Source organism: Stenotrophomonas maltophilia, assembly GCF_006970445.1.
Taxonomy (GTDB): domain Bacteria; phylum Pseudomonadota; class Gammaproteobacteria; order Xanthomonadales; family Xanthomonadaceae; genus Stenotrophomonas; species Stenotrophomonas maltophilia_AU.
Genome location: NZ_CP033877.1, coordinates 793,053 through 806,888, shown reverse-complemented (window position 1 = coordinate 806,888; position 13,836 = coordinate 793,053). Strand labels below are relative to the sequence as shown.

The window sequence follows — 13,836 nt, the reverse complement described above, 5'->3', positions numbered from 1 at the left end:
GTTTGCCTGAAGCCAGGAGATGACCCGATGTTGGACGCCAACCTGCAGTCGCAGCTGAAGACCTATCTGGAGCGCGTGACCCGCCCGATCCAGATCACCGCGCACGCCGACGACGGCGCCAAGTCGCAGGAAATGCTGGAGCTGCTGCAGACCCTGGAAACCCTGTCGGACAAGATCTCGCTGCAGGTGCTGCGCGATGGTCAGGGCCGCGTGCCGTCCTTCGACCTGGGCACCCCGGGCCAGGACATCCACCTGACCTTCGCCGGCCTGCCGATGGGCCACGAGTTCACCTCGCTGGTGCTGGCGCTGCTGCAGGTTGGCGGTCATCCGTCCAAGGCCACCGCCGAGCTGATCGAGCAGGTGCAGAACCTGGAAGGTGAATACAAGTTCGAAACCTACTTCTCGCTGTCCTGCCAGAACTGCCCGGACGTGGTGCAGGCGCTGAACCTGGCCGCGGTGCTCAACCCGCGCATCCAGCATGTGTCCATCGACGGCGCCCTGTTCCAGGATGAAGTCGAGAAGCGCGAGATCATGTCGGTGCCGACCGTGTACCTCAACGGTGAAGTGTTCGACCAGGGCCGCATGACCCTCGAACAGATCGTGGCCAAGCTGGATACCAACGCCAGCAAGCGCGATGCCGAGAAGATCGCCGCCAAGGACGCCTTCGACGTGCTGGTGGTCGGCGGTGGCCCGGCCGGTGCTGCAGCGGCGATCTATGCCGCACGCAAGGGCATCCGCACCGGCATCGCCGCCGAGCGTTTCGGTGGCCAGGTGCTGGATACCATGGCGATCGAGAACTTCATTTCGGTGAAAGAGACCGAGGGCCCGAAGCTGGCTGCGGCGCTGGAACAGCACGTGCGCGAGTACGAGGTGGACATCATGAACCTGCAGCGCGCCAGTGCGCTGGTGCCGGCCGGCGAAGACGGCCTGGTGCAGGTGCAGCTGGAGAACGGCGCGGTGCTGAAGTCGCGTTCGGTGATCCTGTCCACCGGCGCGCGCTGGCGGCAGATGAACGTGCCGGGCGAAGACCAGTACCGCAACAAGGGCGTGGCCTACTGCCCGCACTGCGATGGCCCGCTGTTCAAGGGCAAGCGCGTGGCGGTGATCGGCGGCGGCAACTCCGGCGTGGAAGCGGCCATCGACCTGGCCGGCATCGTGTCGCATGTAACCCTGCTGGAGTTCGATTCCAGCCTGCGCGCCGATGAAGTGCTGCAGAAGAAGCTGCGCAGCCTGGCCAACGTCACCGTGCTGACCAGTGCGCAGACCACCGAAGTGCTGGGCGACGGCAGCCGCGTCACCGGCCTGGTCTACAAGGACCGCGTCGGCGGCGATGCCCACCGCGTCGAGCTGGAAGGCATCTTCGTGCAGATCGGCCTGCTGCCCAACACCGAGTGGCTGAAGGACGTGGTGGCGCTGTCGCCGCGTGGCGAGGTCGTCATCGACGACCGCGGCCAGACCAACCTGCCGGGTGTGTTCGCCGCTGGCGATTGCACGACGGTGCCCTACAAGCAGATCATCATCGCCATGGGCGCCGGCTCGACCGCCGCACTGAGCGCGTTCGACCACCTGATCCGCTCGTCGGTAAGCAACAGCAGCGGTGCCGTTGCTGAAGCTGCCTGATCCACCGTTCCCAGATCACCGGGAACATTGTCTGCCTGTCGGGTAACCACGCCGTCAGCCGGTCCGTTACCCCTGGGGTGTAAGGATGAACCTACGTGATCTGAAGTACCTGGTAGCCCTGGCCGACCACAAGCATTTCGGCCGGGCCGCCGCTTCCTGCTTTGTCAGCCAGCCCACGCTGTCCACGCAGATCCGCAAGCTGGAAGAAGAGCTGGGCCTGCCGCTGGTGGAACGCGCACCGCGCAAGGTGATGCTGACCCCGGCCGGCCAGGAAGCGGCGGCACGGGCACGGGTGATCGTGTCCGAAGTGGAGCAGCTGAAGGAAGCGGCGCGACGCAGCCGCGATCCGGAAGCCGGCACGGTGCGCCTGGGGATCTTCCCGACCCTCGGCCCGTACCTGCTGCCGCATGTGATCCCGCGCATCCGCGATCGCTTCCCGGAGCTGGAACTGCTGCTGGTCGAGGAAAAGAGCGATGTACTGCTGGACCGCCTGCGCGAAGGCAAGCTCGACGCTGCACTGCTGGCCCTGCCGGTGATCGACGACCAGCTGCATGCCGAGTTCCTGTTCGAGGAACCGTTCCTGCTGGCCGTCTCCGGGCGCCATCCGCTGGCCCGCCGCGAACACCTGGACGTGCAGGAACTGGCCACGCAGAAGCTGCTGCTGCTGGAAGACGGCCATTGCCTGCGTGATCAGGCGCTGGAAGTCTGCCGCCTGTTCGGCGCGAACGAGAAGTCCGAGTTCCGCGCCACCAGCCTGGAAACGCTGCGGCAGATGGTCGCCGCCGACGTCGGCATCACCCTGCTGCCGAGCCTGTCGGTGCAGCCGCCGGTGCCGCGCTCGAACAACATCCGCCTGCTCGACTTCACCGGCGAAGGCCGTCCCAGCCGCCGCATCGCCATGATCTGGCGCCGCAGCTCGGCCATGAACGACTTCCTGATGGAGCTGGCTGACCAGTTCAAGCGTCTGCCGCAGGCGCTGTTCTCCCTGGAAGCGCTGAATGCCGCCAGCGATGCACCGGCCCTGCCCGGCCCCGCGCTGAACGGCTGAGCCCCCGCAGTACCGGCCTGGAATCGGCAGGAGTCGATTCCGGCCGCATTTGTCCCCACAATACAGACAGGCGGCGCCAGCAGGTGCCGCCTTTTGCATGGCTTTCAACCAAGGAGCTTCACCATGAACACCGCCAGCGGCCTGCCGCCGTCGATCACCGTTTCCACCTTCGACATGGACCGCCTGGACGCCATGCTCGAATCCCCTGCGCTGAGCCAGACGCCTGCCGCGCTCGCGCTTGCTGAAGAACTCAACCGGGCCACCGTGCTGGCACCGGACCAGATTCCCGAAGGCATCGTCATGATGCATTCGCGCGTGGAGTGCGAAGATGAGGTGTCGGGCGAAAAGCACGTCCTGACCCTGGTCTTCCCCCGCGAAGCCAACGTCGATGAAGGCAAGGTTTCCGTGCTGGCCCCGGTCGGCAGTGCCCTGCTCGGCCTGGCCATCGGCCAGAGCATCGACTGGAACGCGCCCGGCGGCCGCAAGCTGCGCCTGCGCGTGACCGCGGTCCACAACGACCGCCCCTGATTACCGCTGCGCACCGCGCGATTCGATCCCCCTGCACCAGGAGCCGTAATGAGTACCCCGTCCAAACTGTCCCAGCTGCGCGAACTGTCCGTGGTCGTTGCCGATACCGGTGACTACGAGGCGATCAAGCGCCTGCAGCCGGTGGACTGCACCACCAACCCGACCCTGGTGAAAAAGGCGCTGGACCTGCCGGTCTACGCCGAGCTGATCGAACGCGAACTGGCCTGGGGCCGCCAGCAGGGTGGCGACCGCGAGACCGTGGTGCACGCCGTGGCAGACCGCCTGACCATCGGCGTCGGCGCACTGCTGAGCACGCTGGTGCCGGGCCGCGTGTCCACCGAAGTGGATGCCGACCAGGCCCACGACACCGCTGCCACCGTGGCCAAGGCCCGCCAGTTCATCCAGATGTACGCCGACGCCGGCGTGCCGCGCGAGAAGATCCTGATCAAGATCGCCGCCACCTGGGAAGGCGTGGAAGCCGCGCGCATCCTGCAGGCCGAAGGCATCGACTGCAACCTGACCCTGATCTTCAACCCGACCCAGGCGCTGGCCTGCAGCGAAGCCGGCGCGTTCCTGATCTCGCCGTTCGTCGGCCGTATCCTCGATTGGTACGTGGCCAACGGCCAGGCCCCGGCCAACATCGACGAAGACCCGGGCGTGAAGTTCGTGCGCGGCGTGTACGCCGAATTCAAGCGCCGCGGTTCGCCGACGGTGGTGATGGGCGCCTCGTTCCGTTCGACCGCGCAGATCGAAGCGCTGGCCGGCTGCGACCGCCTGACGATTTCGCCGGACCTGCTGGAGAAGCTGGACGCCGACCACGGCGAGCTGCCGCGCAAGCTGGTGGCCGGTGCCGCCGACGGCGTGGCGGTGACCCCGATCGATGCGGCGAAGTTTGCAGCGGATCTGGCGGCCGATCCGATGGCCACCGAGAAACTGGCGACCGGTATCGATGCGTTTGCCAAGGATCTGCAGGCGCTGCGCGAGCGCATTCGTTCGGAACTGTGAGGATTCCGGCCAACGGCTGAGCCCCTCGTGGCGGGGGCTCAGAGCAAAAGCCGCGCCGGGTCGGGCGGGTTGGGTTCGCGGGAGACGCCGTGAACCCACCCCTGGAGGCTTGGCCGCCGCATCCATGCGGCGGACACTCCCGCGAACCCAACCCGCCCGCCCTCTGACAGTTTCCGGTGGCCGCCCGCCACGGAAGAAAGAAAGAAGAGCAACAGCGGGTCGCGCGCTTCGCTTGCTTGGAGCGGAGCATGGCTCCGCTCTACAGAAAGCACTGCATACAAACAAAAAGGACGCGGCGAAAGCCGCGTCCTTTTTGTTTTCTTTCAGTTCGTCAGTAACCCATGCTCTTGCCCACCGTCACCGGGAAATGATCGGAGGCGGGACGGGTGCAGATGGCGGGACCGTCCACGGCATGGATGCCGTGGCCGAGCCCCCAGGGACGGGTTCACGGCGTGTCCCGTCATCTGTACCCGTCCCGCCAAACCATCAGCAACCCAGAGCCGCTTTGGCTTTGGCTTTGGCAGTTGCTTTCAGCTTCTGCCCGCCGCAGGCGGACCACCGCGCGTCAGCGCGGCGCCTCCACATCCAACCCGATTGGGCAGCTCACCCCGGTGCCGCCGATGCCGCAGTAACCGTTCGGATTCTTCGCCAGGTACTGCTGGTGATAGTCCTCGGCGTAGTAGTACTCCGGCGCCGGGTACACGATCTCGGTGGTGATCGGGCCGTAGCCGGCTGCATCCAGCTGCGCCTGGTAAGCCTCGCGGCTGGCCAGCGCGGCGGCGTACTGCGCCTCGTCGGTGGCGTGGATCGCCGAGCGGTACTGGGTGCCGGTGTCGTTGCCCTGGCGCATGCCCTGGGTCGGGTCGTGGCTTTCCCAGAACAGCTGCAGCAGCCGCTCCAGGCTTACCACCGCCGGGTCGAACACCACCTGCACCACTTCGGTGTGGCCGGTCAGCCCCGAGCAGACCTCTTCATAGGTCGGGTTCGGGGTGATGCCGCCGGCATAGCCGACCGAGGTGCTGTACACGCCCGGTTCGGTCCAGAACTTGCGCTCGGCGCCCCAGAAGCAGCCCAGCGCGAAGCGGATCTGCTGCAGGCCGGCGAAACGGTCCTTCAGCGGATGGCTGTTCACGAAGTGCTGGTTGCTGTGCAGCGGCAGCGGTTGCTCGCGCCCCGGCAGTGCTTCTTCCGGGCGCGGCAGGCGCTGCTTGAAGGCGCCGATGCCGAGGATCCCCTGGCCAATTCCCAACATGATGCGCTCCTACGCCGGAAGTCCGGCTATGTCGTCTGCATCGGAAATGGGGGCGTCCGGCGCGTGGCCCAAGTCCAGTGCTGCCACGATGTCCTCCGCCTGTGGCCGCGCCGCATCGGGGATGCCCACACGCAGCACTCCAAACAGCGGCAATTCCCCCATGCCACCCAGCAACGACTCGCCGAACACGAAGGCGGGAATGCCGGCATCTTCCAGCGCGTGCTTGACCAGATGGGCGTCGAACAGGTTGTCGGCCTTGTACACGATGTGCATGCGGCGGCTCCTCGGGGCAGGGGTCCAGCATACGCCCGAGGGCTGAATGGTGGTGGTGACGGCGCATGACCGTTCTGCCGGCCAGCGGCCGGCACTACCCATCTGCACGTCGATCCACGTTCCGCCGGCCGGCGCTACCGGAAAGTGGGCTGGTAGTGCCGGCCGCTGGCCGGCATGCCCACACCCCCACCGGGCAGCCCTGCCCCGTACGCGCTAGACTGTTGGTCTTTCTGCCTTTCTTTTCGCCGACTCATGTCCGAGCACACCCCCGCCAGCCCCGAGACCCCCGCCGACAGCCACGAAAAGCGCGATTTCATCCGCCAGATCGTGCGCGAGGACCTGGCCAGCGGAAAGCACCAGGCGATCAAGACCCGCTTCCCGCCGGAGCCGAACGGCTATCTGCACATCGGTCATGCCAAGTCGATCTGCCTGAACTTCGGCATCGCCGGTGAGTTCAGCGGTGTCTGCAACCTGCGCTTCGACGACACCAACCCGGCCAAGGAAGATCCGGAGTACGTGGCCGCGATCCAGGACGACGTGCGCTGGCTGGGCTTCAGCTGGAACGAGCTGCGCCACGCCTCGGACTACTTCCAGACCTATTACCTGGCCGCCGAGAAGCTGATCGAACAGGGCAAGGCCTACGTCTGCGACCTGTCGGCCGAGGAAGTGCGCGCCTACCGCGGCACCCTGACCGAACCGGGCCGTCCGTCGCCGTGGCGCGACCGCAGCGTCGAGGAGAACCTCGACCTGTTCCGCCGCATGCGCGCCGGTGAATTCCCGGATGGCGCGCGCACCCTGCGTGCGAAGATCGACATGGCCAGCGGCAACATCAACCTGCGCGATCCGGCCCTGTACCGCATCAAGCACGTCGAACACCAGAACACCGGCAACGCGTGGCCGATCTACCCGATGTACGACTTCGCCCATGCACTGGGTGATTCGATCGAGGGCATCACCCACTCGCTGTGCACGCTGGAATTCGAAGACCACCGCCCGCTGTACGACTGGTGCGTGGACAACGTCGATTTCGCCCATGACGACGCGCTGACCCAGCCGCTGGTCGATGCCGGCCTGCCGCGCGAAGCGGCCAAGCCGCGCCAGATCGAGTTCTCGCGCCTGAACATCAACTACACGGTGATGAGCAAGCGCAAGCTGATGGCGCTGGTCACCGAACAGCTGGTGGACGGCTGGGAAGACCCGCGCATGCCGACCCTGCAGGGCCTGCGCCGCCGTGGCTACACCCCGGCCGCGATGCGCCTGTTCGCCGAGCGCGTGGGCATCAGCAAGCAGAATTCGCTGATCGACTTCAGCGTGCTGGAAGGCGCGCTGCGCGAAGACCTGGACAGCGCCGCACCGCGCCGCATGGCGGTGGTCGATCCGGTCAAGCTGGTACTGACCAACCTGCCGGAAGGCCACGAAGAACAGCTGACCTTCAGCAACCACCCGAAGGACGAGAGCTTCGGCAGCCGCGAAGTGCCGTTCGCACGTGAAGTGTGGATCGACCGCGAGGACTTCGCCGAAGTGCCGCCGAAGGGCTGGAAGCGCCTGGTCCCGGGTGGCGAAGTGCGCCTGCGCGGCGCCGGCATCATCCGCTGCGACGAAGTGATCAAGGATGCCGACGGCACCATCACCGAGCTGCGCGGCTGGCTGGATCCGGAATCGCGTCCGGGCATGGAAGGCGCCAACCGCAAGGTCAAGGGCACCATCCACTGGGTCAGCGCCGTGCACGGCGTGCCGGCCGAGATCCGCCTGTACGACCGCCTGTTCTCGGTACCGAACCCGGACGACGAGTCGGAAGGCAAGACCTACCGCGATTACCTCAACCCGGAATCGCGCCGCACCGTCACCGGCTATGTCGAGCCGGCCGCGGCCAGCGCGGCGCCGGAGCAGTCGTTCCAGTTCGAGCGTACCGGCTACTTCGTCGCCGACCGCCGCGACCACACCGAAGCCAAGCCGGTGTTCAACCGCAGCGTGACCCTGCGCGACACCTGGTCGGCCTGAGGACCTGCGCGGGCGCCGGGACGGCGCCCGCATGACCACGACGATGATCACCGCCCTCTCCGCCCTGCTCTGGTTCATCTCGCAGCATCCGCTGCTGACGTTCTTTGCGGCGATGGTGCTGGCCGGGCTGGTCTCGTGGTGGCGGCGCTTTCCGGGCTACGCCATCGTGGTGTTCCCGCTGGCGATGCTCAATATCTTCCTCGGCCACTTCCTCAACGCCGCCTTCCTCAACGTGGTGGGCGAGCGTGGCGAAGCGGTGATCGTCAAGGCCGAGGAAACCAACTCCACGCTCAACGAGCAGTACATCTGGCGCTACGAAGCGGTGCTGCGCACTGCCGAAGGGCGCGATGTGGAGGTGGTGTTCCACACCAATACCGCTTCGCTGTGGCCACTGGAAAACGCCATCCGCATCCCGGCGCAGGACCAGCCATTCGTGGTGAAGTACACGCCGGGCTTCCCGCGCAACTTCGTCATCCTCACCAACGAATCACCGCATGGCATCGCCCAGGCCCGGGCCAGCGCACGCGAGCGCGTGGAGGTGGCGGCACGCAAGCTGCACTTCAGCCCGGGCAATGCCGATTTCCGCGCGGACTATCGCCGCGAGCTGGAAACCTGGCTGCGCGACCACGGCAACGATCCGCAGCAGCAGCCCGACGCGCTGCGATATCGCGCCGAACTCGACGCACTCGACCGCTAGCCCCAGGCCCTGCCTGGATGCTCCGCCCCATCCATCCACAGGCCTGACATGACCACGAGCGCCACCGCCCTCCTCCCACTGCTGCACCAGGCCCTGCAGGATGCCGGCACCGCCAGCCGCATCGACGGCAGCGCGCTGTTGCTGGACAGCGGCCTGCGCCTGACTCCGCATGCGATGGCCGCGCACGCGCGCGACAACGGCGGCTGGCAGACCTCCACAGTCATCGAGGCCCAGCATCCGGTGTTGTTCGCCGACGGCCTGTTCGAGTACCAGCACGCCAACGGTGCCGATGAGCAGGCATCGCTGCTGTCCGGCTTCCAGGCCTGGGCCCGGGTGGACCTGGTGACCCTGCAGACTGCGATCGGCGCCGAAGGCGCTCAGGGCCTGCCGATGATGGGCCTGACCTATCCGGCCGGCGACGATGGCGAGGAACACCAGCGCACCGTGGTGCTGGGGCCGTTGGCACACTACCGCGCGCAGGAAGTGGATGCGTCCACCTGCAGCGAGGACGACCATGGTTCCTGCCCCTGCTGCCTGTTCACCCGCAGCATGGAGGCCTTCGATGAGCTGCTTAAAGCCCGCCACTTCCTCGCCATCCGCCTGTTCGCCTCGCGCGATGCCGATGGACTGTGCGAGGCCGATTGCCGGGTCAATGGCCACGACTTCGCTGCCGCCCTGCCCCTGCTGCGCGCCTATGCCGCCAGCTGGCCGCAGGCCGGGCTGGAATTCCGCAAGCAGTACGTGGTGATCCGTACCGGCGCGCCGGGCTGATCCGCCGCCACACCCGATACAGGCCGGTGCGGCTACACTGCGCGCCGGTTTCCCAAGCAACCGCACCTTCTTCCATTCCACTACGAGGCACCCCCGCGATGCTGTACGCGCAAGTCCACCTGACCCTTCCCGCCTGGATCCACGACCAGATCGACCTGGATCGTCGATATCCGGGCGACGAGGCCAAGGTCGCGCTGGCGATCGAGCTGTCGCGGCTGAACGTCGAACACGCCAGTGGCGGCCCGTTCGGCGCCGTGGTGTTCGGCCCGGACGACAAGGTCATCGCCGCCGGCGTGAACCGGGTGATGCCGCACGCGACCTCGCTGGCGCACGCCGAGAACATGGCCTACATGCTGGCCCAGCAGCGCCTGCAGACCCCGCGCCTGAACGCGGTGCTGTCGCCGGTCACCCTGGCCACCAGCTCGCAACCGTGCTGCCAGTGCTACGGCGCCACCGTGTGGGCCGGCATCGACCGCCTGCTGATCGGTGCCAACTCGGCCGACGTAGAAGAGCTGACCCCGTTCGATGAAGGCCCGCTGCCGGCCGACTGGGTGGGCGAGCTCAGCAAGCGTGGCATCGAGGTGGTGCAGGGCCTGAACCGCGACGCCGCGCGCAGCGTGCTGCGTGCCTATGGGGAAAGCGATGGCGCACGTTACTGAAACCGGCATCGGCCTGCTGTGCCTGTGCCGGCAGGGCTTCGAGCCCGAGCTGGCCGGCGAGCTGCAGTTCCGCGCCGGCGAAGCCGGTTTCGCCGGTTATGCGCGCACCCAGCGCAATGATGGCTACGTGCTTTTCATGTGCGACGAGGCCGCTGCGCTGGCGCCGCGCCTGCGCTGGCGCGAGCTGATCTTCGCGCGGCAGAAGCTGGTGGTGCTGGCCGAGCTGCCGCAGCTGGATCCGAGCGACCGCATCACCCCGATGCTGGAGGTGTTGGCCGATGCGCCGCGCTTCGGCGACCTGTGGGTGGAACATCCCGATTCGGACGCCGGCAAGCCGCTGTCCGGGCTGGCCCGCGCCTTCGGCAATGCGCTGCGCCCGGCGCTGCGCAAGGCCGGCAAGCTCAGCGACAAGCCAAACAACCGCCTGCCGCGCCTGCACGTCGTGTTCGTCGACGGCACCCACGCCTTCGTCTGCGTGGCCGATCCGGCCGACAGCGCACCGTGGGCACTGGGCATCCCGCGCCTGAAGCTGCTGCCCGAGGCCCCCTCGCGTTCGGCACTGAAGCTGGACGAGGCGCTGTTGACCCTGCTGACGCCGGAAGAACGCGAGGCGCTGGCCAAGCCCGGCATGCGCGCGGCTGACCTCGGCGCCGCACCCGGTGGCTGGACCTGGGTACTGACCCGCCAGCACATGCACGTGCTGAGCATCGACAATGGTCCGCTGCGCCAGCACGTGCTGGACACCGGGCTGGTCGAGCACCTGCGCGCCGATGGCTTCCACTGGCACCCGGAACAGCCGCTGGACTGGATGGTCTGCGACATGGTCGAGCAGCCGCGCCGCGTGGCCGAACGCATGGCCACCTGGTTCCGCGAAGGCTGGTGCAGGCACGCGATCTTCAATCTGAAGCTGCCGATGAAGAAGCGCTGGGACGAGACCCGGCTGTGCCTGGACCTGTTCCAGGACCAGGCCGGCAAGCCGCTGGTGGTGCGCGCCAAACAGCTCTATCACGACCGTGAAGAGATCACTGTGCTGGCCTCGCCGCTGCGCTGATCCGTCATCGGCGGCACAGGTTGCCGGGAGTACGCTCCCGGTACCCTCTGGCAAGGAGCCTGTCATGAACATTCCACGCTCCGCCGTGCTGTTGGCCATCCTGCTGGCTTCGGTACCGGCCATGGCCCAGCACGGCCCGTCCATGCCGGCGCAGAGCCAGCCACTGGGCCCGACCGGCGGCGCGATCCGCCAGCAACCACTGGATGCCGGACGGGTCAGCGGCAGCGTCGAGATTCCGCAGCCGGCCGGCGAGGCACAGGTGACCGTGCGTTCGCTGGAACCCAGCAGCGTGGTCGGTCAGTACCGCATCCACTTCAGCGACCTCGACGTGAACAACGATGGCTTCATCAGCCGCGAGGAAGCACAGGCCAACCCGGCGCTGGCCGATGAATTCAATTCGCTGGACCGCAGGCATCGCGGCAAGCTGGACCGCGCCGACCTGGTTGGATGGCTGGTTGATTGAAAAAGGGGACGGAGGGGATTAAGTCGTATGTGCACATACGACTTAATCCCCTCCGTCCCCTTTTTGAGTTAGACGCCGGCGGCGCGCTTCCAGAACGCCTGCACCAGCGGCGGCCATTTGCCGACACAGCCCAGCGCGCGTCCACGGGCCAGGGTCAGGTGCATTTCGTCGTTGGAGAACAGGCGGTTGATCGCATCGAAGCTGTAAGCGGCGATGTGGTTGTCGCTGCGCCGTTCGCGTGCCCAGCGCTGCAGGCGCTGCGGCGACAGCCGCGGCTGGCCACGGCGCTCCGCCGATGGCGCCAGCCACTGCTGCAGGGCGGCGACATCACGTAGCCCCAGGTTCACGCCCTGCCCGGCCAGCGGATGCACCACGTGCGCGGCATCGCCCAACGCCAGCACGCGTCCGGCCACGTAGTGGCGGGCCAGCTGGCGGCGCAGTGGGAATGCCGCACGCGGTGATGCCAGCCGCAGTTCACCCAGGCGTGCAGCGAAGGCGCGGGTCAGTTCACGGTTGAAGCTGTCCTCGTCCAGCGCGAGCACACGTGCCGCCTCGTCCTCGGGCAGGGTCCAGACGATCGAACTGCGGCGCTCGGCCACCGGCAGCAGCGCCAGTGGCCCGCTCGGCAGGAAGCGCTGCCAGGCCGTGGCCTGGTTGGGAAGATCGCTGTCCACGTAGGCCACCACGCCACGCTGGTGGTAGTCGTGGCGCTCGACCTCGATCCCGGCCAGCTGGCGCAGGGTCGATTCGGCGCCGTCGGCGGCCACCGCCAACGCCGCTTCCAGGCGGCGCCCGTCATCCAGGCGCAGGCGCACGCCTTCCTCGTCCTGCTCCAGCGCGTCCACCCGTGCCGGGCAGTGCAGCTGCACACCCGCCGCCGGCAGTGCCGACCACAGGCGGTCCTGCAGCAGGCCGTTCTCGACGATGTAGCCCAGCTCGCGCCGACCGAAGCGATCGGCGTCGAACAGCAGATCCTCACCACCCGCCGCATCCCACACCTGCATGCGCCGGTAGGGCCAGGCGCGGGCCTGCGCGATCGCCGGCCACACGCCGAGGCGGTTCAACAGCTGCACGTTGTCAGCGGCGAAGGCGAATACGCGCAGGTCGGGCTGTGCGGCCTGCCACGGCGCCGGCTCGCGGCCCTCCACCAGCGCAACCGACAGACCGGCATCGGCCAGCGCCAGCGCACAGGCGGCACCGACCACGCCGCCCCCGACGATGGCCACGTCCAGGCGCGCACGCCGGCTCATGCGGCTTCTCCACGGCACAGCCGCGGCACTTCGCCACGGAAGCCCATTGCGCCACCGACCAGCATCGATTGCACCGACGCGCGCTGCGCGGCCACCAGGCCGAGACTGCGCAGCGGCCGCATCAGCGGCGCCGGGTTGCTGGTCAGGCGCGCCAGCCCACCGGAGAACGCCACCGTCTGCCGGCGGTCCTCTTCGCGGCGCGCGACATAGGCCTGCAGCAGCGCATCGCTGCCGGCATCCTCATGCGCATCCTCCAACAGTTCGGCCAGGGTCAGCGCATCGCGCAGGCCCAGGTTGAAGCCCTGTGCGCCCAGCGGATGGATGGTCTGCGCGGCATTGCCAAGCAGCACCGTGCGTTCACCGGCCAACGCGCGCGCCAGCACCTGGATGAGCGGGTACGCGCTGCGCGGACCGGATTCGAGCAGGCGACCGGCACGCCAGCCGATCGCATCCTGCAGGCGCTGCAACCAGGCCACATCGTCCAGCGCCATCACCGCATCAGCCTGGTCCCGCGCCACGCCATGCACGGTTCCGAAGTGGCGATCGCCACGCGGTAGCAGGGCGGTCGGGCCGGTATCGGTGAAACGCTCCCAGGCGGTGCCATCCGGCGCACGCTGGCTGCGCACGCGGGCTACGAACAGGGTCTGCTGGAAATCATGGCGGTCGACCTCGATGCCCAACGCGCCGCGCACGCCGCTGGTTGTGCCATCGGCACCCACCACCAGCCGTGCCAGCAGCACGCGCTCGCCGGTCTCGTCGGCCACGCGCACCTGGCGGTAGCCGCCGACCACCTCGCCCAGGCCCAGGAACCGCATCGGCCGGTAGCGCCGCAGCCGCGGCAGCTCCTGCAGCCGCGCTTCCAGCGCCTGGCCGAAGTCCCGCGCCACCACCACCTGGCCGAACCACGGCCGGTCGTAGTCGGAAGCCTCCAGCTGCACGCGGCCGAAATCGCCGGCACGGCTGACGTGGATGCGGCGGATCGGGCCCGGCGCCATCGACAGCTTCTGCATGACCCCCAGCGCGGTCAGCGCGTTGACGGTGGCAGCGGCGAAACTGAGGTTGCGCTGGTCGAACACCGCCGGCAGCTCGCCGGCCGGGCTGGCCTCGAGCAGGCCCACATCGCGGCCCAACCGGTCCAGGGCGATGGCCAGACTGGCACCGACCAGGCCACCACCGACGATCAGCACGTCATGTCGTTCACTCATGGTGTTCATGATA

14 protein-coding genes are annotated in these 13,836 nt (G+C 67.8%); 10 read left to right on the top strand and 4 right to left on the bottom strand.

The annotated features are described in order from the left end of the window. Window positions 1-27 precede the first annotated feature (27 nt). From ahpF to EGM71_RS03575, 4 genes are all read left to right on the top strand, one after another. On the top strand, window positions 28-1,620 hold the full coding sequence (gene ahpF / locus EGM71_RS03590; RefSeq protein WP_188487874.1) for an alkyl hydroperoxide reductase subunit F: 1,593 nt from the start codon (window positions 28-30) through the stop codon (window positions 1,618-1,620). An 85-nt stretch (window positions 1,621-1,705) separates the two neighbouring features. Then, window positions 1,706-2,668, top strand: a complete 963-nt coding sequence (locus tag EGM71_RS03585; RefSeq protein ID WP_188487871.1) for a LysR substrate-binding domain-containing protein — start codon at window positions 1,706-1,708, stop codon at window positions 2,666-2,668. Between the two features lie 123 nt (window positions 2,669-2,791). Next, on the top strand, window positions 2,792-3,196 hold the full coding sequence (gene rnk, locus EGM71_RS03580) for a nucleoside diphosphate kinase regulator (RefSeq protein WP_014036052.1): 405 nt from the start codon (window positions 2,792-2,794) through the stop codon (window positions 3,194-3,196). A gap of 48 nt (window positions 3,197-3,244) precedes the next feature. Next, on the top strand, window positions 3,245-4,201 hold the full coding sequence (locus EGM71_RS03575) for a transaldolase (protein ID WP_188487869.1): 957 nt from the start codon (window positions 3,245-3,247) through the stop codon (window positions 4,199-4,201). Between the two features lie 565 nt (window positions 4,202-4,766). On the opposite strand, the gene msrA is transcribed toward EGM71_RS03575, so the two are convergent. Then, a complete protein-coding gene (gene msrA / locus EGM71_RS03570; protein ID WP_165929946.1) occupies window positions 4,767-5,432 on the bottom strand; it encodes a peptide-methionine (S)-S-oxide reductase MsrA in 666 nt (221 codons plus the stop codon). A gap of 30 nt (window positions 5,433-5,462) precedes the next feature. After that, window positions 5,463-5,726: a DUF2007 domain-containing protein gene (locus tag EGM71_RS03565; protein WP_010481810.1), complete on the bottom strand. Its 264-nt coding sequence runs from the start codon at window positions 5,724-5,726 to the stop codon at window positions 5,463-5,465. A gap of 252 nt (window positions 5,727-5,978) precedes the next feature. Here EGM71_RS03565 and EGM71_RS03560 point away from each other — a divergent pair, with 252 nt between their 5' ends. The 6 genes from EGM71_RS03560 to EGM71_RS03535 all read left to right on the top strand — a co-directional run bounded on the left by EGM71_RS03560 (window position 5,979) and on the right by EGM71_RS03535 (window position 11,368). Beyond that, window positions 5,979-7,727 carry a glutamine--tRNA ligase/YqeY domain fusion protein gene (locus EGM71_RS03560; protein ID WP_014036049.1) on the top strand — a complete coding sequence of 583 codons (1,749 nt, stop codon included), beginning with the start codon at window positions 5,979-5,981 and terminating at the stop codon, window positions 7,725-7,727. 43 nt (window positions 7,728-7,770) lie between these two features. Then, entirely contained in the window at window positions 7,771-8,424 is a 654-nt protein-coding gene (locus EGM71_RS03555) for a hypothetical protein (RefSeq protein ID WP_188489739.1), read from the top strand. 48 nt (window positions 8,425-8,472) lie between these two features. Continuing rightward, window positions 8,473-9,195, top strand: a complete 723-nt coding sequence (locus EGM71_RS03550; RefSeq protein ID WP_188487867.1) for a DUF6348 family protein — start codon at window positions 8,473-8,475, stop codon at window positions 9,193-9,195. Between the two features lie 98 nt (window positions 9,196-9,293). Further along, complete coding sequence (locus tag EGM71_RS03545) at window positions 9,294-9,854, top strand: nucleoside deaminase (RefSeq protein WP_188487865.1); 561 nt, start codon at window positions 9,294-9,296, stop codon at window positions 9,852-9,854. Further along, entirely contained in the window at window positions 9,838-10,905 is a 1,068-nt protein-coding gene (gene rlmM, locus EGM71_RS03540; protein WP_188487863.1) for a 23S rRNA (cytidine(2498)-2'-O)-methyltransferase RlmM, read from the top strand. The genes EGM71_RS03545 and rlmM overlap by 17 nt, the downstream gene beginning before the upstream one ends. A 64-nt stretch (window positions 10,906-10,969) precedes the next feature. Continuing rightward, complete coding sequence (locus EGM71_RS03535; protein ID WP_188487861.1) at window positions 10,970-11,368, top strand: EF-hand domain-containing protein; 399 nt, start codon at window positions 10,970-10,972, stop codon at window positions 11,366-11,368. Between the two features lie 68 nt (window positions 11,369-11,436). Here the strand turns inward: EGM71_RS03535 and EGM71_RS03530 are convergent, their stop codons facing one another. Continuing rightward, window positions 11,437-12,618, bottom strand: coding sequence for a UbiH/UbiF family hydroxylase (locus EGM71_RS03530; RefSeq protein ID WP_188487859.1), 1,182 nt, complete (start codon window positions 12,616-12,618; stop codon window positions 11,437-11,439). Beyond that, window positions 12,615-13,823: a 2-octaprenyl-6-methoxyphenyl hydroxylase gene (gene ubiH, locus EGM71_RS03525; protein ID WP_188487857.1), complete on the bottom strand. Its 1,209-nt coding sequence runs from the start codon at window positions 13,821-13,823 to the stop codon at window positions 12,615-12,617. The genes EGM71_RS03530 and ubiH overlap by 4 nt, the downstream gene beginning before the upstream one ends. Between the last annotated feature and the right edge of the window lie 13 nt (window positions 13,824-13,836).

What these genes read in the sequence shown, in the direction of transcription:
- EGM71_RS03585 (WP_188487871.1), top strand. Translation starts at nt 1,706, where the DNA reads ATGAACCTACGTGATCTGAAGTACCTGGTAGCCCTGGCCGACCACAAG.
- EGM71_RS03550 (WP_188487867.1), top strand. Translation starts at nt 8,473, where the DNA reads ATGACCACGAGCGCCACCGCCCTCCTCCCACTGCTGCACCAGGCCCTG.
- EGM71_RS03560 (WP_014036049.1), top strand. Translation starts at nt 5,979, where the DNA reads ATGTCCGAGCACACCCCCGCCAGCCCCGAGACCCCCGCCGACAGCCAC.
- rnk (WP_014036052.1), top strand. Translation starts at nt 2,792, where the DNA reads ATGAACACCGCCAGCGGCCTGCCGCCGTCGATCACCGTTTCCACCTTC.
- EGM71_RS03565 (WP_010481810.1), bottom strand. Translation starts at nt 5,726, where the DNA reads ATGCACATCGTGTACAAGGCCGACAACCTGTTCGACGCCCATCTGGTC.
- EGM71_RS03545 (WP_188487865.1), top strand. Translation starts at nt 9,294, where the DNA reads ATGCTGTACGCGCAAGTCCACCTGACCCTTCCCGCCTGGATCCACGAC.
- rlmM (WP_188487863.1), top strand. Translation starts at nt 9,838, where the DNA reads ATGGCGCACGTTACTGAAACCGGCATCGGCCTGCTGTGCCTGTGCCGG.
- EGM71_RS03530 (WP_188487859.1), bottom strand. Translation starts at nt 12,618, where the DNA reads ATGAGCCGGCGTGCGCGCCTGGACGTGGCCATCGTCGGGGGCGGCGTG.
- ubiH (WP_188487857.1), bottom strand. Translation starts at nt 13,823, where the DNA reads ATGAGTGAACGACATGACGTGCTGATCGTCGGTGGTGGCCTGGTCGGT.
- EGM71_RS03535 (WP_188487861.1), top strand. Translation starts at nt 10,970, where the DNA reads ATGAACATTCCACGCTCCGCCGTGCTGTTGGCCATCCTGCTGGCTTCG.
- ahpF (WP_188487874.1), top strand. Translation starts at nt 28, where the DNA reads ATGTTGGACGCCAACCTGCAGTCGCAGCTGAAGACCTATCTGGAGCGC.
- EGM71_RS03575 (WP_188487869.1), top strand. Translation starts at nt 3,245, where the DNA reads ATGAGTACCCCGTCCAAACTGTCCCAGCTGCGCGAACTGTCCGTGGTC.
- EGM71_RS03555 (WP_188489739.1), top strand. Translation starts at nt 7,771, where the DNA reads ATGATCACCGCCCTCTCCGCCCTGCTCTGGTTCATCTCGCAGCATCCG.